Here is a 22,026-nt window from a genome sequence, read left to right as displayed (position 1 = left end):
CGTATTTTGATATAGCTACGCCAGCATGAGGCTCAAAGGTAATCTTCAAAATGGTGGACGGTAATCCAAGTCAATTTTCGTAGCCGACAGTTCCCCGAGTACGCTGAGAGCTGGAGTCACTATGGCTTTAGCAGGCGTAGTGTTTTGTCTGCAATGTAGATAAATCAGTACTGATCGCCGGGAAGTAGGTCTCTAGCCGGCACGGCAAGGCTGTTCGCAATGCGTTGAATCGTTGTGAGAGTGGGGTTGCGCTCTCCGCGTTCTATACCCCCGATGTACGTACGGTGGATACCGACGGTATCTGCAAACTGCTCTTGGGATAGCCCCCTGGCGACGCGTAGAGTGCGTACGGCCTCTCCAAACGCCACGCATGTCGCGTCTTTCTTATCCATCCATTCCTCGTGAGCGGCATTAACTCTGCGGGAAGCATTGAGAAATGCTACTTGACAGTCTACAGACTATAAGTATCATTCCAGCCATGATATTGACCTCTACACTCTCACCAAAACCTTTTATTAAGTGGGCAGGTGGCAAGCAGGCTCTGGCTCACCGCTTGTTTCAGGCGTTCCCTGCTGACTTCGAGCGTTTCTATGAGCCTTTTGTGGGTGGGGGCAGCGTGTTTCTTTCGCTATCTCCACACAAGGCTATTATCGGCGATCAGAATCAATGGCTGATTGATACCTATCGTGCGATCCAAGATAGCTGGGAAGAAGTAGCCTCCGTCCTAGATACTCTTCCCAATACGAAAGAAGATTTTCTGCGTATCCGTAAAATGCTTCCAGCATCGCTTTCGCTTACGGAGCGGGCGGCCCATTTTATTTACCTTAACAAAACTTGCTTCAGGGGACTTTTTAGGGTGAATCAAAAAGGGCAATTCAACGTTCCTTACGGTGAGTATGATCGCAGGTACTATGACCCCTTCAACTTAGAAGCTGTTTCTTTTGCACTTCAAGAAACTTTAATAAGACCCGGTGACTTTGAGCGTGCATTATTTGATGTTTCTTGCGACGACTTTGTGTATTTAGACCCCCCCTACTACAAGCTCGGAGGTCACTCGGACTTTAATCGATACACTGAAATGCAGTTTCGCGAGCAAGATCACCTACGACTTGCGGCGCTGTGTCGTGAGCTGGACGTAAAAGGCGTTAAGTGGGCTGTAAGCAACAGTAATACCGTGTTTGTGCGGCACATTTTTGCAGGCTTCAATATTCAGGAAATAACGGCGCGCCGGGAAATCAACTTAAACTCCCAGAGTAGAAATATCATTGAATTGCTTATTACGAACTATTAGCACTTTATAAAGCGCCCTGCCAGGTACTTTCTACAAAAAAGTGGACTCATTTATTTTTAACAGCTCAACACACTATACAAATAAACTACCCATTCCCGTTCGTTTTTAGCTCTCCCTGCCGCAGGCAGGGCCGGATGTCGGGGCGTGTTTCTTTTGCTTACTTTTCTTTGCACCGGCCGGCGCTCCGGGAGCAAAGAAGAGTGAGGCGCCCGAGGGGGCGCAACACGAAATATCAGCGCACGCGGTGGTATGCCGAACAGCAAAAGCGCCCTCTCCCTGCCCCTCTCCCGTAGAAACGGGCGAGGGGTGAAAAACAAAGCATCGCGGCCATGGAACTAGGCGTCCCCGCCGCTCCTACGGGTGCCAACCGGCACAAACCCCGGGCATAAAAAAGCGCGCCCGAAGGCGCGCTCTTGTACTACCTACCAACAGCGGTCAGCGCGGTTCGCTCATCAAGCCTTTGACGATCGACACACAGCCCACCAACAGCACGATGGTAAACGGCAACCCCGTCGACACCGCCATGGCCTGCAAGGCCACCAGCCCGCCGCCGAGCAGCAGAGCGATGGCGATCACGCCTTCGATAATCACCCAGAACACCCGCTGCGGCACAGGCGCATTGACCTTGCCGCCGGCGGTGATGGTATCGATCACCAGCGAGCCGGAGTCCGACGAGGTGACGAAGAACACGATCACCAGCACGATGCCGATAAACGAACTGATCTCCGCCAACGGCAGTTCGGCCAGCATGGCAAACAGCTTCAGCTCCAGCGCAGCGTCCTGCACGCCGGTAAAGCCATCGCCGACCAGCTGACTGATGCCGGTGCCACCGAAGGCAGTCATCCACAGCACCGACACCATCGACGGCACCAGCAGCACGGCGATCAGAAACTCGCGCACGGTGCGGCCACGGCTAACGCGGGCGATAAACATGCCCACGAACGGCGACCAGCTGATCCACCAGGCCCAGTAGAAGGCCGTCCAGCCTTGGCTGAAGTTGGCGTCTTCACGGCCGACCGGGTTGGCCAGCGCCGGCAGGTGTTGCAGGTACGCGCCGAGGTTGTCGAAGAAGCCGGTGAGGATGGCCAGGGTCGGCCCGGCGATGATCACGAACAGCAGCAACAGAATGGCCAGGCCCATGTTCAGCTCGGACAGGCGTTTGACACCTTTGTCCAACCCCGCCAGCACCGACACCAGGGCGATGGCGGTGATGCCGATAATCAGCAGCACCTTGCTCGCGTCTGTGGCGGCGATGCCGAACAGTTTATCCAGGCCGGCGGCGGCCTGTTCCGCACCCAGGCCCAGGGAGGTGGCCAGGCCGAACAGGGTGGCGAACACCGCGAGGATGTCGATGATATGCCCCGGCCAGCCCCATACGCGCTCACCGAGAATCGGGTAGAAGATCGAGCGGATCGACAGTGGCAGGCCCTTGTTGAAGGAGAACAGCGCCAGCGCCAGGGCGACGATGGCGTAGATCGCCCAGGGGTGCAGGCCCCAGTGGAAGATGGTCGCAGCCATGCCCAAGCGCGCAGCGGCTTCGGCATCACCGGCAGCGCCGGCCAGGGGCGCCCAGTCGGTGCGTATGCCGTCTTCACCGACGCTGACCCCGCCCATGGCCGCCGAGAAGTGCGACATCGGCTCGGCCACGCCGTAGAACATCAGGCCGATGCCCATACCGGCGGCGAACAGCATGGAGAACCAGCCGGCGTAGCTGTAGTCCGCGGTGGCATCCATACCACCGAGGCGCACCTTGCCCAGCGGCGAGACAATCAGGCCGAGGCAGAGCAGTACGAAGATGTTGGCTGAACCAAGGAAGAACCAGGCCAGGTGATGGGTGAGCCAGCCGCGCATGGCGCTGAACAACGGCTCTACATGGTTTTGCAGGGCCAGGGTCAGCACCACAAACAGCACGATGGTCAGTGCGGAAATGCTGAAAACCTTGCCGTGGATGTCGAGGGCGAAGGAGAACTGCCCTTTGATGTTGTCCTGACCGATGACGTAGTCGGTGTCGATCAGATTAGCCTCGCCCGAGGGGGCGGGGATGCCGTCCAGAATTGCCGCTTCTGGTTGCGGGGTCGTGTCAGACGAAGGGTCTTTTTCCATATGGAATGCTCCTTTGGCGTGTGGCACGCATTACGCGCACGAGGACGGGATTGCCCTACTCGTACAGCCGCCCAACCGGCAGCTGCGGGGTACAGGGTAACAGCCATAGCCCATGCGTGCAGGCGCAAAGCCAGTATTGGCGGCCATTGCAGCCCGTGGCGGGATGGTTATTTGCTCTGCCTGGTCAGTTTTTCTCGGCACTTGCCTCCCGCAGGGCGAGGCTATTAGCTATGGTTGGCCTATGGCCTGCTCGGGGTCGCTGTTCGAGATGTCGCTGATGAGAGCATTGCTGACACTGCTGGCCTGCCTGCCGTTTACCCTGGCCTCGCTGACACAGGCCGAGACCTTCAAGGTCGGGGTCGAGCTGCAGCCCTACTTGCCTTACTCCAACGTGCAGGATGGCCAATACCTGGGCTACGGCCGCGACCTGCTCGACGCCTTTGCCGCGCACCAGGGCCATGAATTTATCTACCAGCCGCTGCCGGTGCGGCGCCTGCTCAGCGACTTTCTCAGCGGCCGGGTGGATTTCAAATACCCGGACAACCCGCGCTGGAACGCCGACCTGAAACAAGGCCACAAGGTGCATTTCAGCCAGGCGGCGGCGCCAGCCATCGACGGCGTGCTGGTCAAACCCGAGTTTCTCGGCAAGGGCAAACAGCGCCTACTGCGCCTCGGCACCCAGCGCGGCTTTACCCCATGGCCGTATCTGGATGAGATCGAGGCCGGCAAGATTCTGCTGATCCAGGCCAACCAGATCGACTCGCTGCTGGCCATGGCCATGAACGACCGGGTCGACGGCGTTTACCTCAACCCGCAAGTGGTGCGCCACCAGCTCTACAACAACGCGGAAAGCGGCCTGGTCTTCGACCCCAAACTGCCCTATCAGGATGACCACTACTTCCTTTCGAGCATCAACCACCCCGAAGTGATCGAACAGTTCGACGCCTTCCTCACGAGCCAGGCCGAGCTGGTGCAAACGCTAAAAGAACGCCACGGCATCAGTGATCCGCTGAACGGGCAGTGACCACTGGCTGCTTACTGCGGCTGCAAACTTCCGCAATCCGCCGCCACCCAGCGCGCATGGCTTTGCATGCTGCTGCTCTGGCCATCGAAGATGCCGTTGACCGTTGAGGTGAATTCCTTGTCGCTGACAAAGCGCGTCTCGCCTTCGCCCTCACCGTTGGGGCAGCTGAAGCGGAACTTCCACAGCTCGTCGCTGCGCTCGGTGATTTCATTGCTGCAGCCGGACTCGGGGTCTTGCATGGGGATCTGCTGAGCCTTGATCTGTGCCTCGCTCATGCAGATGCGCACGCCCTTGTCGCCTAGTTGCACGCCTTGCTGAGCCAGCATCTGCTCCATCATCTGGCGTTGTTCGGGCGGCAGGTTTTTCATCTGCTCAAGCATCTGCTCCATCCCCGGCACCGCCTGGCCGCCGACCTGCATATTGTTCGAGCTGATTTCCCAGAGGCCGGGCTGGATATCCACCGCGCTGGCCAGGGCGGGCAGCAGGCAGAGGCTGAGTAGCATGGAATTACGAAGGGCGCGGCGCATAAGCGGCTCCTGAAATAAGTGGGCGACCCTGCAAGCGTAGACCGCTGCATCCGCCTGTGCGCCTGATGGGTTATGCCGCGCCGGAGCATGCGACAGACCGTCTGCAGCTGCCGCGCGGTTAAGCCCACCCGGCCTTCGAAGGCCGGAATATAGCCCGGATAAGCGCAGCGTAATCCGGGGCACCGCGATCCCGGATTGCGCCAAGGCTTATCCGGGCTACATAGGTTCGTCGTAGCAGCAGTGGGGGCGTCCAGGTGCTAACCCATCAATTGGCTGACGGGTCAGCCCCCTCTACGGGGTGACCTCCTCTTGATAGATACGCAGGCCGCGCGCCTGGTAGTTGGCCAGGGCGCTGGGGTGATCAAGGCTGCAGGTATGCACCCAGACCTTGGTGGTGCCCGGCCAGGCCCAGGCGGATTGCAGGGCGTGGGTCAGCAACGGGCCGCCAAAACCCTGACCGAAGAAGGCCTCGGCCAGGCCGAAATAGAGAATTTCCACTGCGCCGTCGGCATCACGCAACAGCTCGTAGTAACCAGCGATAGCGCCCTGGTGATAGGCCACCCAGGTGCGGTGATTGGGCTGCTCGATCAGCTCGCGCCACTGCGCGTCGGTCCAGCTGAGTTTGTCAGTCCACTGCCAGGGCTCGCCGACCAGCTGGTAGAGAAAGCGGTTGAGCTGAAACTGCTTGAGCTGGCATTCCACCACGCTCAGGTCGGCCGGCAGCGGCTTGGCAAGAATCTGTTCGGGGTGCTGCATATCCAGGTAATAGGTGATGGTGCCGCCCTGCTCGCTCATGCCGTCTCCGCCGCTCTGTTAAGGCCATCTAGCCCATGAAAAAACGCAGGCTAATGGCCCTCGATGGGTTCGGCAATCCTGTTGAAGATATCCCATTAACCAAAATGAACAGCACAGCCTGAGCCTTCTAAAAACTTACATATGGCCGAACACTTTTTTACACATGGACGATATGAAACTTACATATGGCCGAAGCTAAACTTTCATTCGTAAAGTGAACGCCTGTTTGCAGATGCGTCAGGCCAAACGAACAAAACCCCCACCGGCTACGCCAAATGGGGGTTCTCCTCTACAACAACCAAGGCTTGTGGCCCGGGAGCAGACGCAGCCTTAGCCGTCGTCCTGGCCTGCCGCCGAGGCGGCCGGGGAGCTTTGCTCACAGCTCCAGAGTTCCAACGCCGGCTGGGTCGCTTGTGGCGGGCCGAGCCATTCACTCATCGAGTAGCAACGCTGGTTGAAACACAGTTGATAATCCCCTGCCTCGGGGGTTCGCCCCAAACGCAGTGGTTGCAAGGGTGGTAGCTGACGCTGGTAATGCCAGCTGCCCTCGCGCAGTTCGGCGCCGTCTGGAATCTCCATACCGGCCCCGGAACCCTTGACCCGCGCCTCGCCGAGCAGCAACCCCTCAGGCGTCACGCGGTAATCCTCTTCCCAACGAATCTTCTCGATGGTGTGTGTCCAGGCCAGGGTAAAGCTGGGTGTGGGCACGTCTGCCCACACCGCGCCAGCCAAACCCAGGCACAGGCCAATCACGCCGCCGCCACCTGGGCGCGATGCGCGCGCCAGAAGTGCTGGGCGATAAACAGCGCCGCCAGGGCGAAGCCGATCTCATCACTCATCGGCGTAGCCAGAATCAGGCTGGCACCGGCGGCAAAGCCCAGCGCACGCTCCCACCAAGGCATCTTGGCCTGCAGATAGCCGGTAAAGATTGCGCCCCAGATACCAATCGCCAACGCCGCCTTGGCCACCACATACAGCGTGGCCAGTAGGCTGTCGCCCTGCAGCATCAGCGCCGGTTCGTACACCGCCATAAACGGCACGATAAACCCGGCCACGGCGATACGAATGGCCCACAGGCTGATCTTCAGCCCGCTTTCCTTGGCAATCGGTGCGGCTGCGAAACAGGCCAGCGCCACCGGCGGCGTAAGGTCGGCCATGATGCCGAAATAGAACACGAACATATGTGACACGATCAGCGGCACGCCCAGCTCCAGCAGCGCCGGCGCGGCAATCGAGCTGGTGATGATGTAGTTGGGAATGGTCGGGATGCCCATGCCCAGCACCAGGCAGGTGAGCATGGTGAGGATCAGCGAGAGGAACAGGTTGTCCTGGCCGATGGCGAGGATATAGCCGGCGAAGGTCGACGCCACACCGGTCAGCGACACCACGCCGATAATCACCCCGACCAGGGCGCAGGCGATGCCCACCGGCACGGCATGGCGTGCACCTTCCACCAGCGCATGCAGGCAGATCACCAGGGTGTCGCGGCCGCCTTTGATAAACCAGCAGATAGCCACCAGCAACGCGACAACGCCAAACACCACGCCGATGCCGAGCTGGAAGAAGCCGGCGCAGAGCACGCCCAGGGCAATCCAGAAGGCAAAACGCATGACCTTGGACGACACCCGCAGGATGATCGCCGAGCCAAGGATCACGATGGCGGTCAGCGCCAGGCCGACCATCCCGGAAAACAGCGGCGTGCGCCCGGAGAACAGTAGGTAAATGAGGATGAACAGCGGAATCAGCAAGTACCAACGCTGCTTCACCGCCGCCCAGGGATTGGGGCACTGATCTTTTGGCAGGCCGCGCAGGTTGGCGCGCTTAGCCTCCAGGTGAACCATCCAGAACACCGAGCCGAAGTACAGCATGGCCGGAATCAACGCAGCCTTGGCCACCTCGAAAAACGGCACGTTGATCGTCTCGGCCATGATAAAGGCCACCGCGCCCATGATCGGCGGCATGATCTGGCTGCCCATCGACGAGGTCGCTTCCACGCCACCGGCAAACGCTGGCTTGTAGCCGAAGCGCTTCATCAACGGGATGGTGAACTGGCCGGTGGTGACCACGTTGGCCACACCCGAACCGGTGATGGTGCCCATCAGCGCCGACGACACTACGGAAACCTTGGCTGGGCCGCCGAGCTTGTGGCCGAACAGGCCCATGGCGAAATCGGTGAACAGCTTGATCATCCCGGCCTGTTCAAGGAACGCGCCGAACAGGATAAACAGGAAGATATAGGTGGCCGATACATAGGTCGGCGTGCCGTACAGCCCCTCGGTGCCGAAGGCCAGCTGGTTGACGATCTGGTCGATGGCGTAGCCACGGTGCATCAGATCGCCCGGCAGGTACTGGCCGAACAGGCCGTAGACCAGAAACAGCGCGCAGATCAGCGGCAGGGCAATGCCCATCACCCGCCGCGCGGCTTCAAACACCAGCACGATCAGCACCAGGCCGACGACCATGTCACTGCTGGTCAGATCGCCCGAGCGCTGGATCAGATCCGCTTCGAAATACCACTGGTAGAACGCCGTGGCCATTCCGGCCAGGCCCAGTAGCCAAGCCAGCGGCTGCCAGGGCTGCTCCTTGCCACGGGCGGGAAAACAGAGAAACACCACCAGCAGCAGAAAGCCCACATGCACGGCACGCAGAATCTGGCTGGATACCGGGTGGAAGGCCGCGGTGATGATCTGGAAGATGGAGAACAGCAGCGCGACATAAAACAGCGCTTTTGGCCAATCGCTGGGACTGCCGGCGAGGCCTTGGTTTTGCTCACTCATGAAGGTCACACCCTCGTTACAACGTCGATAGCACAAGAGTCGCCAACAAAACCTGCCGTGGCGGGCACGCCGGTTTTATTTGCAGCTCTAGACATAGAGCGGCCTGGGTAGGATGGGTTGAGCGAAGCGATACCCATGCGGCCGAATTGATGGGTTACGCCGCTGCGCGGCTAACCCATCCTACGATTCAACCCATCCTACCCAGCCAACCCTTCAGCAGCCTTACAGTGCGCCGGCTTCTTTGTAGAAGCGCTCAGCACCCGGATGCAGCGGGATCGGCAGATCCTTGGCGGCGCCTTCCAGCTTGATGTCCTTGGCCGCCGAGTGGGCGTTGCCCAGGCGCTCAAGGTTGTCGAACATCAGCTTGGTCATCTGGTAGGCCACTTCATCGGACACGCCTTCGTGGCTGACCAGGATGTTGTTGATCGCCACGGTCGGTACATCGCTGTCCTGACCGTCATAGGTGCCGGCCGGGATGGATGCAGCCTGGTAGGCGGCGTTGTCGATCTTCGCAGTGATGTCGGCCGGGATGGCCACGAAGGTGATCGGCAGGGTTGCGGCCAGGTCGCGAATCGCCGCCATGCCCAGGCCCGAGGACTGCAGGGTGGCATCCAGCTGACGGTTCTTGATCAGCTCAACCGACTCGGCGTAGGGCAGAAACTCGACCTTGCCCATGTCTTCATAGCTCAGGCCGGCGGCCTTGAAGATCGCGCGAGCGTTCAGCTCGGTGCCGGATTTCGGCGCGCCGACGGAGATGCGCTTGCCTTTCAGATCCGCCAGGGTGGTGATGCCGGATTCCTTGCTGGCAACGATCTGGATGTAGTTCGGGTAGGTGCCGGCAATCGCCCGCAGTTTTTTCAGCGGGGCCTTGAAGCCGGCGTCTTCCACGCCATTCCAGGCATCGGCCACGGAGTCACCAAGGGCGAAAGCCAGCTCGCCGCGACCGGCTTCGAGCAGGTTGAGGTTTTCCACCGAGGCCTTGGTGGCCTGCACCGAGGTCTTCGCGCCCTCGATGCCGTTGCTGTACAGCTGCGACAGGCCCACGCCAATCGGGTAATACACCCCGCTGGTGCCACCGGTCAGCACGTTGATAAAGGTCGGGGCGGCGAGTACCGCGGTGCTTGCGGTAAAGGCTGCGGCAGCAGCAAACAGGCTGAAACGTTTGGTCATTCGCATGGAAGAATCTCCGTCGTTGTTATGGCTTTATGCAGAGGTTTTCACTGTAGACGCTGCGCGCCACCCAGGCGGCGGTGCAGCGCCGGGACTAACGCAATGACGAAAAGGAGCAGAGGCTCACGCGCGGCCTGAGCCGAGCGCACAAGAGATGGGCGGTTGATGCCGGACGCGACGAGCGCGCAGATGCTGCGGGGCAGTGCATGGGATTCACCTCTTGTCTTTCTTATCGATGGCGAGGCAATCGAGTGCCTGGCTGACAAGAGCTATAGCAGATGCCGTGCCAGCGAAAGAAAAGCCCGTGCTAGAGCCTTTGCGTTGAGCTACACGGCCATCCAACCCGTCGTAACAAGCGGAAATCCGCCAGTGCAAAAACCGGGATAAGCGAAATTCCGCCGACTGTATCGCCGTAGCCCGGATAAGCGCAGCGCAATCCGGGGCCGCGACCCCGGATTGCGCCAAGGCTTATCCGGGCTACGAGCGTTCAGCGTAGGGTGGATCGGGGCGCGTAGCTGACGCTGTCTTCACCCACCATGGCAGTTGGTGGATGGGTGAAGCGTCATCCACCCTACATCCGGGCTACGACTTTAATCCTCGTCGCTGCTACCGGCCGGTCGATAGCTGCTGCGTTGCAAGCCGTGGCGCTGCATCTTTTCATTGAGGGTGCGGCGTGGCAGCTGCAGCAGCGCCATCACCTCGGCGATATTGCCCTGGCAGTGCTGCAGGGCGCGGTGCAGGCATTGTGCTTCGAAGGCTTCCATCTGCTCGGCCAGCGACTGTTGCGGCAGGCCATCGTCGCCCTCCACACCGCCACTCAAGCCCAGGGCATGGCGTTCGGCGGCGTTGATCAGCTCGCGCACGTTGCCCGGCCAGTCGTGCCCGAGCAGCCGGGTCAGCTCGCTGGGCGGCAGGTTCGGTGTCTCACGGCCATGGCGTTGCGCAGCCTGGTTGGCGAAGTGTTCGAACAGCAGCGGAATGTCTTCACGGCGTTCACGCAGCGGCGGAATGCGCAGGGTGGCGACATTCAGCCGGTAGTAGAGGTCTTCACGGAAACGCCCGGCCTTGACCTCATCGAGCAGGTCCGGCTTGACCGCGCTGATCACCCGCAGGTCGACCTGAATGCTGCGGTTGGAGCCCAGGCGTTCGAGGGTTTTTTCCTGCAGCACGCGCAGCAGTTTGACCTGCTGGGCCAACGGCAGGCTTTCCACCTCATCGAGAAACAGCGTGCCGCCATCGGCATGCTCGATGCGGCCGATGCGCTTGCCCTGGGCGCCGGTAAAGGCGCCGCTTTCATGGCCGAACAGCTCGCTCTCAAACAGGTGCTCGGGAATCGCCGCGCAGTTCAGCGCGACAAACGGCTTGCCGGCGCGGTTGCTGAAATCATGCAGACAACGGGCAACCCGCTCCTTGCCGCTGCCGGTGTCGCCGCGCAGGAGGATATTCACCGAGGTGCCGGCCAGTTCGAGTATCTGCCGGCGCAGGGTTTCCATCGGCCGCGAGACGCCGAGCAACTGCGCCTCGATATGGTCCTTGAGGGCGAACTGCTGGCGCAGCTGGCGGTTCTCGCAGACCAGGCGGCGCTTGTCCAACGCGCGGCGCACGCTGTCGAGCAGGCGTTCGGGGGTAAAGGGCTTTTCGATAAAGTCATAGGCGCCCTGGCGCAGCGCCTGCACCGCCATCGGCACATCACCGTGCCCGGTGATCAGAATCACCGGCAGATCGCGGTCGCGCTCCAGCACGCTGTCGAGCAGCTGCAGGCCATCGGTGCCGGGCATGCGCACATCGCTGATGATGATGCCGGGGTAGTCACGGTCGACCAGCGCCAGCGCGGCCTGCGCCGTGGCGCAGCTGTGCACGCGAAAGCCGGACAGTTCTAGCCACTGCTGCACCGCCTCGCGGATGGCCGCTTCATCGTCGACGACTATTACGTGCCCGGTCATATCACCTCCTGATCAATCGGCGGCAGTGTAGCGCGGATAAAATCCGGGAAATAACCCGCACTACGCATTCGGCGCTGCCGGCAAGCGCAGGGTAAACACCGCGCCCTGCTCGCCATTGGCCGCCTCCAGGCTGCCGCCCAGCTCACGGACGATGCCGTAGGACACCGCCAAACCGAGGCCCAATCCGGCGCCCACCGGTTTGGTGGTAAAGAACGGCTCGAACACATGCCCTAGCGCCTCGCTGGCGATCCCGCCGCCGCTGTCGGCGATGCTCAGCAGGCACTGCTCGGCCTGGCGTTCGATACGAATCTGCAGTTGCCGCGACTCACTGGGGGCCATGGCATCCAGGGCGTTGTTCAGCAGATTGAGCAGCACCTGTTCCAGGCGAATCGCATCACCCAGCACCCGCGCCTCGGTGTCGATCTCGCTGTGCAGCTGCACCTGTTCGCTGCGCAGGCGCGGCGCCAGCAGTTGCAGAGCCTGCTCCAGCACATCGCTCAAACGCAGACGCTCGCTCAGACCCGCCGGGCTTTTGCGGGCAAAGGTTTTCAGGTGACCGGTGAGCCCGGCGATGCGTTGCAGCAGGCCATCGATACGCTGCAGCCCTTCGCGCACATCGTCCTGACGACCGCTATCGAGCAACAGACGCAAGCTGCCCAGCTGCATCTGCATGGCAGTCAGCGGCTGGTTGATTTCATGGGCCATGGCCGCCGACATTTGCCCCAGCGCCGCCATCTTCGCCGCGTGCACCAGGCCTTCCTGGGCCTCGCGCAACTCGGCGGTGCGCAGCGCCACCTCACGTTCCAGACGCTCACGAATGCCGGCCTGCAAACGCTGAGTCTTGCGTCGCTGGGCCAGGTAGAGCAGCAGAAACGCCAGGGTCATCCACACCCCGGCGGCGGCCAGGCGATAGCTGCGCACGCTGTCGACCAGGGTTTTCGGCTCGTGCAGCAGATGCAGGGTCCAGCCTTCATCGCCCAGGGCCTGGCGTTGCCAGAGGTAGTCACGCGGGCCATCCGGTCCCTCGACCCGGCGCCACTGGCTGTCGCTGTCGATCTGCCGGCGCAGCGTGCTGGCCAGCGGCTGCAATGCCTGTTCGGCGTATTTGCGCACCTCCACCAGCTCGGCGCGGGCCTGCTCGCTCAAACTGTCGAGGGCGAGAAAACGCCAGGCAGGACGGTTGCTGAGGATCACCACCGAGTAGCTATCGGCCACCAGCAGCACGCCAGGCTGGCTGGCCCATTCGCGTTGCAACTCTTCCAGCTCCAGCTTGACCACCAGCACGCCGAGCACCGTGCCGTCGTCGTCGCGCACCGCATGGGAGAGAAAATAGCCGGGGATGCCAGTGGTCACGCCCACCGCAAAATAGCGCCCGGAGGACTGGCGCACGGCATCCTGAAAATACGGGCGGAAGGCGTAGTTGTTGCCAACAAAACTGCTCCAGTCGCGCCAGTTACTGGCCACCAGGGTTTCGCCTTGGTCGTTGAGCAGATACAGCACATTGGAGCCGGCGGCCGTGTTGAGCTGCTCCAACCGTTCATTGAGTGTGCTGCGCAGCAAGCTGTCATCCGGCGCACGCAGCAGCGACTTGATATCGCTGTCCAGCGCGAGCACCTCGGGCACCGAGCGGAAGCGTTCGACCAGGGTGTGGATCGACTGCGCATACAGCTGCAACTGCCCGCGCGCCTCCAGGCTGCGCTCCTGCCAGGCGCGCTGCTCGGCATAACGCCCGGCCAGCCAGATGCTCGCCAGCAGGCCGAGCAGAATCAGCAGGACGATCAGGGCAACGCGGTAACGCAGCAGAAAGGCAGACATGCACGGCTCGCAACAAGGCAGAGCCGGCATGGTAAGACAAAGCACCGCGCCGTGCAGAGCGCAGCGGCTCGACTGTTTGAACAAGCGCCAGCGGCCGCTATAGTCAGCGCTGGCGGCACGCCGATTTAACCTGGGATGCATGATGAGCTCTGAGCAACAGGCCACCACCCCACGCTTCTGGCGCGACCCGGCGCTGCCCTTCGTGGAAACGCGCGAAGCCCTCGATGGCCGTCTGTTGTGCTACGCCAAGCATTCCCATGAGTGTTTTTCGATTGGCACCATCACCCGGGGCCGCAGCACCTACCTCAATGAAAAGGCGCGCGAGCAGGTCGCGGCCGGCACGCTGGTGCTGATGAACCCGGGTGACGTGCATGCCTGCAACCCCGTTGATGGGCAGCCCTGGTCGTATCGCATGTTCTACATCGACAGCACCTGGCTGGGCGACCTGCAACACCAGCTGGGCTTCAGCCACAACCCGCACCTGCAGCCCTTCTCCGCCATCCTCAGCCGCGACCCTGAGCTGTTCAACGGCCTCAACCAGCTGTACGACCTGCTCAATGCCGCGTCGGTCGATCAGCTGCGCAAAGAGTGCGCCCTGATCGACTATTTCAGCACCCTGCAACAGCGCCTGGCACCCGCGCCGGCCCCCGCACGCGAGGACAACCCGCGCATCCGTCTGGCCGCGGAATTTATCCGCACGCACTGCACCCAGACGCTCAAGCTGGAAGACATCTGCAGCGCCGCCGAGCTATCGCCCTCCTACCTGATTCGCAGTTTCCGCCAGCACTACGGCATGACCCCACATGCCTACCTGCTCAACTGCCGCGTGCAAGTGGCCCAGGCCGGGCTGAAACGCGGCGAGTCGATTGCCGAGGTGGCGCTGGACGCCGGCTTTGCCGACCAGGCGCACTTGCAGCGCACCTTCAAACAGCTGCTCGCCGCCACACCCGGGCAATACCGCCGCGCCTGATCAGACCAGCAGATAAACCGCCGACAGCACCAGCAGCAAGGCCAGGCCGCGATTGAACCGGCGCAGGTAAAGCGGATTCTCCAGATACTGGCGCAGGTAAACCCCGGCCAACGCCCAGCAGCTGATCGACAGATAACAAATCACGAAATACAGCGCCGCGAACTGCCCCACCCGCCACAGATCGCCATCCGCCGCATAGGCGCCCATGCCTGCCATCGAGGCCAGCCAGGCCTTAGGGTTGAGCCACTGCATCAGCGCGCCGTTGAACAGCGACGGGCGCTGCTGCGCGGCGTTGCCACTCAGCTGCCCGTCAGACCGGGCCAGGCCGTAGGCCATGTACAGCAGAAAGGCGACGCCAAACCAGGCCACCCCGTGCGTCAGCGCCGGCCACTGCTGCAACAGCTGCTGCAAGCCCAGGCCCATGGCCAGCAACAGCGCGGTAAAGCCGAACGTCGCCCCCGTGACGTGACGCATGCTGCGGCGCAGGCCATGGGTCGCGCCGGCGCTAAGCGCCAGCAGGTTGACCGGGCCGGGAGAAATCGAGGCAGCGAGGGCAAAGCCCGCCATGGAATAAAACAGCGTATTCATCATTCACCTGTCAGCACTACAAAGGAGGTGCCAGGCTGACAGGCCCACCGCGCAGGGTATTGAAGGAAAATGCCCTGTCAGGGTATGCCAGACAGGGCAGAACAATCAGCGCGAGAGGTGATCCGCCCTCTGCAACAGCCCATCCGCCAGCCACTGCCGCAACCAGCTCACCGCCTGCACCGGTGCCTGTTCACCGAGGTGCGCCAGCTCGCCGCACAGCTCAGCGAAGCTCCAGCCTTGCAAGGCCATGCCCTGCAGTGCCGCCGCTTCATCGGCCGCCAGGCTGCGGTAGCGGGTAATCAGCTGATCGCGCCAGACCACACAGGTCTCAGTCGCAACCAGTGGCTGGCTGCCAGGAAAGTCACCCTGCTCCTTGCCCGCACGCCAAATCGCCAGGCTGTTATGCCGGCACGCCAGCCACTGCACGCTCGGTAGCAAACGCACCTGCAGGGTCGGCCAGTCTTCGGCGGGCAGTTCGGCCATCTGCGTCAGGCTCAGGGGCGCGGCGTCGACGGCATCAAAAGCCAAAGTAAACGCCCATTCCAGCCGCGCCAGTTCGCTGAGCGGCGCGGCCTGTGCGGGAATCAGGTAGCCGTCGATAAAGTCAGCCAGCTGTGCACCGAGCCAGCGCAGGCTGAAATGCTGCGAGGGGTGCGCGTCGAGATAGGCCAGGGCCAGGGCGTCGAATTCTTCATCACCGAGCCAGCCATGCACCGCCGGATAGTCACCACGCAAGGCTTCCAGCAGGCGCGCGCGGTAAGCGTTGTGGTAAATCGCCAGGCCCTGTTCGGCACTCAGCGCCGCACTGCCCAGCAGACTGGCCTGCAGCGCCGGGTTGGGCTGGGCATCAGGGTTGAGCAGGTAGGCCTGCACCTGCGCCTGCCAGTCACTCAGGCGCATTGCGCTGTGCCTTGCAGTGCTTGGGCGGCAAACCGGCGTGCGGTATTCAGCTCGTCGAGCAGCACATCCAGATCGGGGAAATGATCGTCACGCTCCAGCAGCGTGGACACCGGACCGAGGTGCTGCAGGGTGCGTTGATAAAGCTGCCAGACCGGATCGCTGACCGGCTGATCATGGGTGTCGATCAGGTAGCTGCCGTAATCGCTGTGGCCGGCCAGGTGCAGCTGACGGATACGCTGCTTGGGCAGGCTACTGATAAAGGTCCAGGCATCAAAGCCATGGTTGCGCGCGCTGACGTAGACATTGTTGACGTCCAGCAACAGCTCGCAGCCGCTCAACTCGCTGAGTGCAGCAAGGAACTGCCATTCGCTGAACTGATCATCGGCGCAGCGCAGGTAACTGGAGACGTTTTCCAGCACCAGCGGCCGCTCGATCACGTCCTGCACCTGGCGCACCCGCTCGGCCACATGCTGCAGGCTCTCCTCGGTATAAGGCAGCGGCAGCAGGTCGTGCAGCTGGTGGGCATTGCCCCGGCTCCAGCACAGGTGATCGGAGATCCACGCTGGCTGCACGCGTGCGGCGAGGTGTTTGAGCTGACGCAGGTAGTCGCGGTCCAGCTCATGCGGGCCGCCAATCGACAGCGACACGCCATGCATCACCAGCGGGTACTGCTCGCCGATGGCATCGAGAAAGTAGAGGGCCTTGCCGCCTGCTACCAGGTAATTTTCCGAGACGATCTCGAACCAGTCGATGGCCGGCTGCTGCTCGAGAATGGCTTGGTAGTAGGTGCTGCGCAGGCCCAGGCCAAAGCCCAGATTGCCGCGTTGAGCATTCATCGCTCGCTCCTTGCAGGGTGATGCGGGGCAACCGCGCGGCGGCCGCCCCGGCTCACTTACTCGCCGACAGTACCTTTGGCGGCATTGCACTCAGCGAGGGTCATCGACTTGAAGCCGTGACCTTTGCAGGCACCCTGACCTTTGCAGCTGTTTTCGGCGGTCTTGCAGTCATTCTGGCCTTTGCAGGACGTGACGCCGTAACAATGTACTTTGGCTTCTTCAGCCACTGCTACGGTGCTTGAGAGACCAGCGAACAGGCTGGCAGCAGCGAAGGCGATAGCAGCACCAGTAGCAGCGGTGGATTTCATATTCATGTGCGTATCCTCGGGTGATCTGGGTTGGCCGGGCGAAAGGGGTTTTGCGTGCCGGCATTCAACTAGAGCGACGAGACGAACAGGCGTTACAGCGGCGCTGAAAAAAACTTTAGCGATTCAGCGCCGACGCAGCAAAAGCACGAAAAACACCCCACCAATTGCCGCCGTGGCGATGCCGATGGGCAGGTCCTGCGGCGCCAGCAGGGTGCGCGCGGCGACATCCACCCAGACCAGAAACAGCGCGCCAAGCAGCGCACTCACCGGCAGCAGACGACGGTGTTCGGCGCCAACCAGAAAGCGCGCGACATGCGGCAGGATCAGCCCGACAAAACCGATAGCACCGCTTAGCGACACCAGCACCCCGGTTAGCAGCGAAGCGCAGACAAACACCAGCAAACGCACCCGACGTGGTTCCAGGCCCAGGCTGACCGCGCTGTGTTCGCCAGCCATCAGCGCATTCAGCGCCCGCGCCAAACCGAGCAACAGCAGCAGGGCCAGCGCCAGGCACAGCGCCGGCAACCAGAGCAGTTCCCAGCGCGCCAGACCAAGGCCGCCGAGCATCCAGAAAATCACCGAACTGGCGGCATGGTGATCGCCGAGAAACAGCAGCAGGTTGCTCGCTGCCATCATCACAAACGACACCGCCACCCCGGCCAGCAGCAGGCGGTCGCTCTCCAGCCGGCCGCCGCGACTGGCAATCGCCAGCACCAGCAGCATGCTCGCCAGCGCGCCGACAAAGGCCGCCAGCGGCAGGCTGAGCAGGCCGATAAATTCACCCAGATAGAGCACCACAATCACCGCGCCGAGCGCCGCGCCGGAACTGACGCCGAGCAAATGCGGGTCGGCCAGCGGGTTGCGGGTCACCGCCTGCAGCGCCGTGCCGACCAGCGCCAGCCCGGCCCCGACCAGCGCACCGAGCACCACCCGTGGTGCTCGGATCAGCCAGACGATGCTGTCCTGAGCGCTACTCACCGCCTGCGCCGGCTGCAAGTCAAACAGGCGCTGGCCAAGGATTTCCAGCACGCGCGACAAGGGCACTGGCGCGGCGCCAAAGCCCAATGACGCGGCACAGGACAGCGCCAACGCCAAGGCCAGCACCAGCAGCAACAGGCGGTAGGCGCGCGGGCTGCGAATCATCGGGCAAACGCCTGCGGGTGCAGCGCGGCGGCCAGGGTCTCGATGGCGGCGGCGTTATCCATACTCGGGGTTACTGCCAGGTACGGCAGCACCACAAAGCGCTGTTCACGGATCGCCGTCAGCCCCTGCAACGCTGGATGTTGCAGCAGAAAGTCACGCTTCTGCGCCGCGCTGCGCTCGCCGTAATCGACGATCAGAATCACCTCGGGGTCGCTGCTGATAACCGCTTCCCAACCAACGCGCACCCAGCTCGCGGCCAGCTCATCCATGACATTGCGCCCACCAGCTGCCTCGATCAGCGCCTGCGGCATGGCCAGGCGGCCGGCGGTAAACGGGCTTTCCTCGCCGCTGTCGTAGAGAAATACCCGTCGCGCCGGGCCGCTGTCGGCCAGGCGGGCGCGTACCGCCGCCACCCGTTGCTGCATGCCCTGCACCAGCGCCTCGGCGCGCGGCTCAACGGCGAAGATGCGGCCGAGGTTGTGCAGGTCGTTGTAGACATCCTCCAGGCTGGCCACCCGCCGTGGCATCACGTGGGCGCAGGACTCGCTCAGCTCGTACACCGGGATGCCGAAACGCGCCAGGCTAGCCGGGGTGACTTCACCACCGACGCGCATGCCGTAGTTCCAGCCGGCAAAGAAGAAATCCGCCTCGGCGTTGAGCAGGTTTTCCAGCGACGGGTGCCGCGCGGCCAGCTCGGGCAAATCGGCCAGCTGCGCCATCAGCTCGGGGTTGGGGGTTTTCCAGGCGCTGATGCCGCTGTAACCGACCATCCGCGATTTCAGCCCGAGAGCCAGGAGCATGCCGGTCAGGTTGATGTCCTGACTGACCGCGCGCTGCGGCGGTTGCGCGATGGTCAGCTGACGGTCGCAGCTGGTGACGGTAACCGCCTGGACGGACAGGGCGGCGCCCAGCAGCGGCAGGCACAGGGCGTAACGCAGAAAATGCTTCATGGATTGATCCAGGTAATACGCGGGTGCCCCGCGAGGGGATGACGGTCGACCAGCGCCTGCACGCCATACACCTCGGCCAGCAGCGCTTCAGTCAGCACCTCAGTCGGGGTGCCGCTGGCCACCACGCGGCCGTGGTCGAGCACATACAGGCGGTCACAGAAGGCCGCCGCCAGGTTGAGGTCATGGAAGCTGGCCAGGGTCGCCAGGCCGAGGGTTTTGATCAGCCGCAACAGTTCCAGCTGATAGCGCGGGTCGAGGTGATTGGTCGGCTCGTCGAGGATCAGCAGCGTCGGTTGCTGCACCAGGGCGCGGGCCAGCAGCACGCGCTGCTTCTCGCCGCCGGAGAGATGGGCGAACGCCTGGCGCTTGTGCTCAGTCAAACCCACCCGCGCCAGGGCCTGCTCGACCAGGGCAACATCGGCCAGATCATCACCATCAAACAGGCCCTTGTGCGGCGTGCGGCCCATGGCGGTAACTTCGGCCACGGTGAGGCCGAAGTCCTGGGGAAACTCCTGCAGCACCACTGCCACCCGCTGCGCGCACCAGCGCGGCGAACGGCTCCAAAGCGCTTCGCCGTCCAGCTCGACACGGCCCTGATCGGGCCGCTGAAAGCGATAGGCGCAGCGCAGCAGGCTGGTCTTGCCGCTGCCGTTGGTGCCGAGCAGACCGACCAGCTGGCCGTCGCCCACCGCCAGACCGATACCGTCGAGCAAGGCCTGCTCGCCATTGGGCGACCAGGCCAGCTCGCTGATCTGCAAACGCGGCATCAGAAACGGTAATCGGCAGTGACGAACACCGAACGCGGCGCGCCCAGGTACCACTGCTGGCCGTCGCTGCTGCTGGTAGTGGCGTACTGGCGGTCGAACAGGTTGTTCAGCTCCAGGCCCAGGCGCACATCTGCCTGCACCTGCCAGCCGATATTGGCATCGACCACGGTGTAGCTCGGCACCTCCACGTTATTCGACGTATCGGCGTAGCGCGAATCGACATAACGCGCGCCGACACCGGCCTGCACCTGCTCGCTCAGCGCCTTGCTCAGCCACAGGTTGGCGGTGCGCCGTGGCACGTTGGTTGGCCGATTGCCGCTGCGGTCACCACCAGCCTCGCGGAAGTCGTCGTACTCGGCGCGCACCAACGCGGCGTTGGCCGACACCTGCCAGCCCTGCCCCAGCGCCAGCTCCAGGGTGGCTTCCAGGCCGTCGGAAGACTGCTGGCCGATCTGCTCGGTCGGCGCGGTCGGGGTGGCGCGGCTGAGCAGCTTCTCCTTGACGATGTGGTATGCGGCCAGCGTCCATTCGCCTTGGCCATTCCAGAACGCCTGCTTGAGGCCTATTTCGGTCTGCTTGGCCTCGCTCAGGTCGAACTGCTGCTGACTCGGATTGAGCGTCAGCAGGTTGCTCACGCCCTCGGTGCTGGTCGCGTACTGGCCATACAGCGACAGCTCGGGCGTAACCTCGAAGACCAACCCGGCGCGCCAGTTGTCGCCGCTCAGGCTGCGGTCCGTATGCGAGTCATCGACCAGGTTGCTGCGGTCGATATGTACCTGATCGCGGCGCAGGCCAGTGACCAGCGACAGGCGCTCAGTCAGCTGAGTGCGGTTCTCGGCGAACAGCGAGAATTGCCGGGCCAGATTGCGCTCACGCGGACCGTAACCCAATGGATCGGTGCTCTGGTACTGGCCGCCGCTGCTGCCGGCGAGCGGCACGCTGTCAGTGAAGCTGCTGGAGAAGTCGTGCTGGCGAGCGAAGTGGATGCGGTTGTAGTCCACGCCCACCACGCTGCGGCTATCCAGGCCGAACAGGGCGTGCTCCAGGGTGAAGGTCTGGCGGTGGCCGACCTGCTCCTGGGTGTGCTTGATCTCGTAGAAGTCACTGCGCTTGACCTGATCACCCGGCTGCCAGCGGTAGGACTCGGCATTGCGCCAGTAGCGCTGGGTTTTGATGTAGTACAGCTGGTTGCTGGCGCTCAAGGCATCGTTGATGCGCCAGTCACTGACCAGCCGAGTGATCTGGTCGTTGTAGCGAATCTCGGCGTTATCGACGTTGTAATTGCGCTCGCGCAGGCTCTCGCGGTACTGGCCGGCGACCAGCGGCGTGCCCAGGTAGCGCTGCGGGTCCTGATCGCCCTGATCATGGGACAGGGTAAAACTCAGCGCATCGCTGGCATCCCAGCGCAGAGCCGCGCTGAGCGCCTGGCTCTGTGACTCGCCATCATCGACCCAGCCATTGCTGGCCTGCTGATTGAGGTTGAGCCGGTAGCTCAGCGTATCGGTCAGCGAGCCGCCGCTGTCCAGCGCGGCCTGGCGGCGGTCATCACTGCCGTAGCCAAGACGCAGCTGGTTGCTGATGGCGCCGCTAAACGGCTTTTTCGGCACCACGTTGATCACCGCGCCGGTTGCGCCTTCACCGTAGAGCATCGATGCCGGGCCGCGCAGCACGTCGACGCGCTCCACCGACCAGGTGTCGACCGGGAAGGTCACGGTGCCGGCCCCGACATACTGGCGGGTGCCGTCGTAGAGTTGCATGACGGCCGAGTGCCCGGTAAAGCCGCGCGCCGACAGCGCGGTGCCGCCATTGCCGGGGCTGCCGATGCTGCTGATGCCGGGGGTGCGGGTGACCGCCTCCTGCACGCTAAGGTTGTTGCGCCCGCGCACCTGCGCGCCGCTCAGACTGCTGGTACTGGCCGGGGTTTGCAGGGCCGTCAGGCCCAAGCGAGAGCCGCTGCTGCTGGGCGTATGCAGATCGCTTTCACCCTCCGCAGCAGCCTTGGCCTGCACGGTCGTGGCAGGCAGATTGACCGGGGACTCGCCCGCCACAGCCGTAGCGACCAGGCACAGGGCAAGGGAAACAGAGAGTTGAGACAGGGGATAGCGCGCCATGATGCTTC

Annotated in this window: 20 protein-coding genes; 3 read left to right on the top strand and 17 right to left on the bottom strand. The window is 62.7% G+C overall.

Features of this window, described 5'->3' with window-relative positions:
- Positions 1-164: 164 nt before the first annotated feature.
- The gene (locus Q8O69_RS07905) at positions 165-392 is read right to left on the bottom strand and encodes a helix-turn-helix domain-containing protein (RefSeq protein WP_305591035.1); all 228 of its coding nucleotides are present in this window, start codon (positions 390-392) and stop codon (positions 165-167) included.
- Between the two features lie 44 nt (positions 393-436).
- On the opposite strand from Q8O69_RS07905, the gene Q8O69_RS07900 reads away from it, so the two are divergent.
- Entirely contained in the window at positions 437-1,291 is an 855-nt protein-coding gene (locus Q8O69_RS07900) for a Dam family site-specific DNA-(adenine-N6)-methyltransferase (protein WP_305591033.1), read from the top strand.
- A 435-nt stretch (positions 1,292-1,726) separates the two neighbouring features.
- Here Q8O69_RS07900 and Q8O69_RS07895 read toward each other — a convergent pair whose 3' ends face one another.
- Positions 1,727-3,394 (bottom strand): BCCT family transporter, encoded by a 1,668-nt coding sequence (locus tag Q8O69_RS07895; RefSeq protein WP_305591031.1) that lies wholly within the window; start codon positions 3,392-3,394, stop codon positions 1,727-1,729.
- Between the two features lie 277 nt (positions 3,395-3,671).
- Here Q8O69_RS07895 and Q8O69_RS07890 point away from each other — a divergent pair, with 277 nt between their 5' ends.
- A complete protein-coding gene (locus Q8O69_RS07890) occupies positions 3,672-4,418 on the top strand; it encodes an ABC transporter substrate-binding protein (protein ID WP_305591029.1) in 747 nt (248 codons plus the stop codon).
- 11 nt (positions 4,419-4,429) lie between these two features.
- Here Q8O69_RS07890 and Q8O69_RS07885 read toward each other — a convergent pair whose 3' ends face one another.
- The 7 genes from Q8O69_RS07885 to Q8O69_RS07855 all read right to left on the bottom strand — a co-directional run bounded on the left by Q8O69_RS07885 (position 4,430) and on the right by Q8O69_RS07855 (position 13,445).
- Complete coding sequence (locus Q8O69_RS07885; protein WP_305591027.1) at positions 4,430-4,945, bottom strand: DUF3617 domain-containing protein; 516 nt, start codon at positions 4,943-4,945, stop codon at positions 4,430-4,432.
- A gap of 291 nt (positions 4,946-5,236) precedes the next feature.
- Positions 5,237-5,740: a GNAT family N-acetyltransferase gene (locus Q8O69_RS07880; RefSeq protein ID WP_305591025.1), complete on the bottom strand. Its 504-nt coding sequence runs from the start codon at positions 5,738-5,740 to the stop codon at positions 5,237-5,239.
- A gap of 330 nt (positions 5,741-6,070) precedes the next feature.
- On the bottom strand, positions 6,071-6,493 hold the full coding sequence (locus Q8O69_RS07875) for a DUF1850 domain-containing protein (protein WP_305591023.1): 423 nt from the start codon (positions 6,491-6,493) through the stop codon (positions 6,071-6,073).
- Positions 6,490-8,517 (bottom strand): TRAP transporter permease, encoded by a 2,028-nt coding sequence (locus Q8O69_RS07870; protein WP_305591021.1) that lies wholly within the window; start codon positions 8,515-8,517, stop codon positions 6,490-6,492. The genes Q8O69_RS07875 and Q8O69_RS07870 overlap by 4 nt, the downstream gene beginning before the upstream one ends.
- Positions 8,518-8,739: 222 nt before the next feature.
- On the bottom strand, positions 8,740-9,693 hold the full coding sequence (locus tag Q8O69_RS07865; RefSeq protein ID WP_305591019.1) for a TAXI family TRAP transporter solute-binding subunit: 954 nt from the start codon (positions 9,691-9,693) through the stop codon (positions 8,740-8,742).
- A 584-nt stretch (positions 9,694-10,277) separates the two neighbouring features.
- A complete protein-coding gene (locus Q8O69_RS07860; RefSeq protein ID WP_305591017.1) occupies positions 10,278-11,630 on the bottom strand; it encodes a sigma-54 dependent transcriptional regulator in 1,353 nt (450 codons plus the stop codon).
- Between the two features lie 60 nt (positions 11,631-11,690).
- Positions 11,691-13,445, bottom strand: a complete 1,755-nt coding sequence (locus Q8O69_RS07855; RefSeq protein WP_305591015.1) for an ATP-binding protein — start codon at positions 13,443-13,445, stop codon at positions 11,691-11,693.
- A gap of 142 nt (positions 13,446-13,587) precedes the next feature.
- Here Q8O69_RS07855 and Q8O69_RS07850 point away from each other — a divergent pair, with 142 nt between their 5' ends.
- Positions 13,588-14,415 carry an AraC family transcriptional regulator gene (locus Q8O69_RS07850; protein ID WP_371136072.1) on the top strand — a complete coding sequence of 276 codons (828 nt, stop codon included), beginning with the start codon at positions 13,588-13,590 and terminating at the stop codon, positions 14,413-14,415.
- Here the strand turns inward: Q8O69_RS07850 and Q8O69_RS07845 are convergent, their stop codons facing one another.
- From Q8O69_RS07845 to Q8O69_RS07810, 8 genes are all read right to left on the bottom strand, one after another.
- Positions 14,416-15,003 carry a LysE family translocator gene (locus Q8O69_RS07845; protein ID WP_305591011.1) on the bottom strand — a complete coding sequence of 196 codons (588 nt, stop codon included), beginning with the start codon at positions 15,001-15,003 and terminating at the stop codon, positions 14,416-14,418.
- A gap of 105 nt (positions 15,004-15,108) precedes the next feature.
- Positions 15,109-15,903, bottom strand: a complete 795-nt coding sequence (locus Q8O69_RS07840; protein WP_305591009.1) for a DUF2063 domain-containing protein — start codon at positions 15,901-15,903, stop codon at positions 15,109-15,111.
- Positions 15,894-16,739: a DUF692 domain-containing protein gene (locus Q8O69_RS07835; RefSeq protein WP_289239814.1), complete on the bottom strand. Its 846-nt coding sequence runs from the start codon at positions 16,737-16,739 to the stop codon at positions 15,894-15,896. Before Q8O69_RS07835 ends, Q8O69_RS07840 begins: the two co-directional genes overlap by 10 nt.
- Positions 16,740-16,795: 56 nt before the next feature.
- Positions 16,796-17,053 (bottom strand): hypothetical protein, encoded by a 258-nt coding sequence (locus Q8O69_RS07830; RefSeq protein ID WP_090378569.1) that lies wholly within the window; start codon positions 17,051-17,053, stop codon positions 16,796-16,798.
- A gap of 117 nt (positions 17,054-17,170) precedes the next feature.
- The gene (locus Q8O69_RS07825) at positions 17,171-18,190 is read right to left on the bottom strand and encodes an iron ABC transporter permease (RefSeq protein ID WP_305591005.1); all 1,020 of its coding nucleotides are present in this window, start codon (positions 18,188-18,190) and stop codon (positions 17,171-17,173) included.
- Entirely contained in the window at positions 18,187-19,140 is a 954-nt protein-coding gene (locus tag Q8O69_RS07820; protein WP_305591003.1) for an ABC transporter substrate-binding protein, read from the bottom strand. Before Q8O69_RS07820 ends, Q8O69_RS07825 begins: the two co-directional genes overlap by 4 nt.
- On the bottom strand, positions 19,137-19,907 hold the full coding sequence (locus Q8O69_RS07815; RefSeq protein ID WP_305591001.1) for an ABC transporter ATP-binding protein: 771 nt from the start codon (positions 19,905-19,907) through the stop codon (positions 19,137-19,139). Before Q8O69_RS07815 ends, Q8O69_RS07820 begins: the two co-directional genes overlap by 4 nt.
- Entirely contained in the window at positions 19,907-22,018 is a 2,112-nt protein-coding gene (locus Q8O69_RS07810; protein ID WP_305590999.1) for a TonB-dependent siderophore receptor, read from the bottom strand. The genes Q8O69_RS07815 and Q8O69_RS07810 overlap by 1 nt, the downstream gene beginning before the upstream one ends.
- Positions 22,019-22,026 lie beyond the last annotated feature (8 nt).

Origin of the sequence: Pseudomonas sp., from assembly GCF_030690725.1 — a bacterium.
In the GTDB taxonomy this organism is placed as follows: Bacteria; Pseudomonadota; Gammaproteobacteria; order Pseudomonadales; family Pseudomonadaceae; genus Aquipseudomonas.
This window is presented reverse-complemented; position numbering and strand designations above follow the sequence as displayed.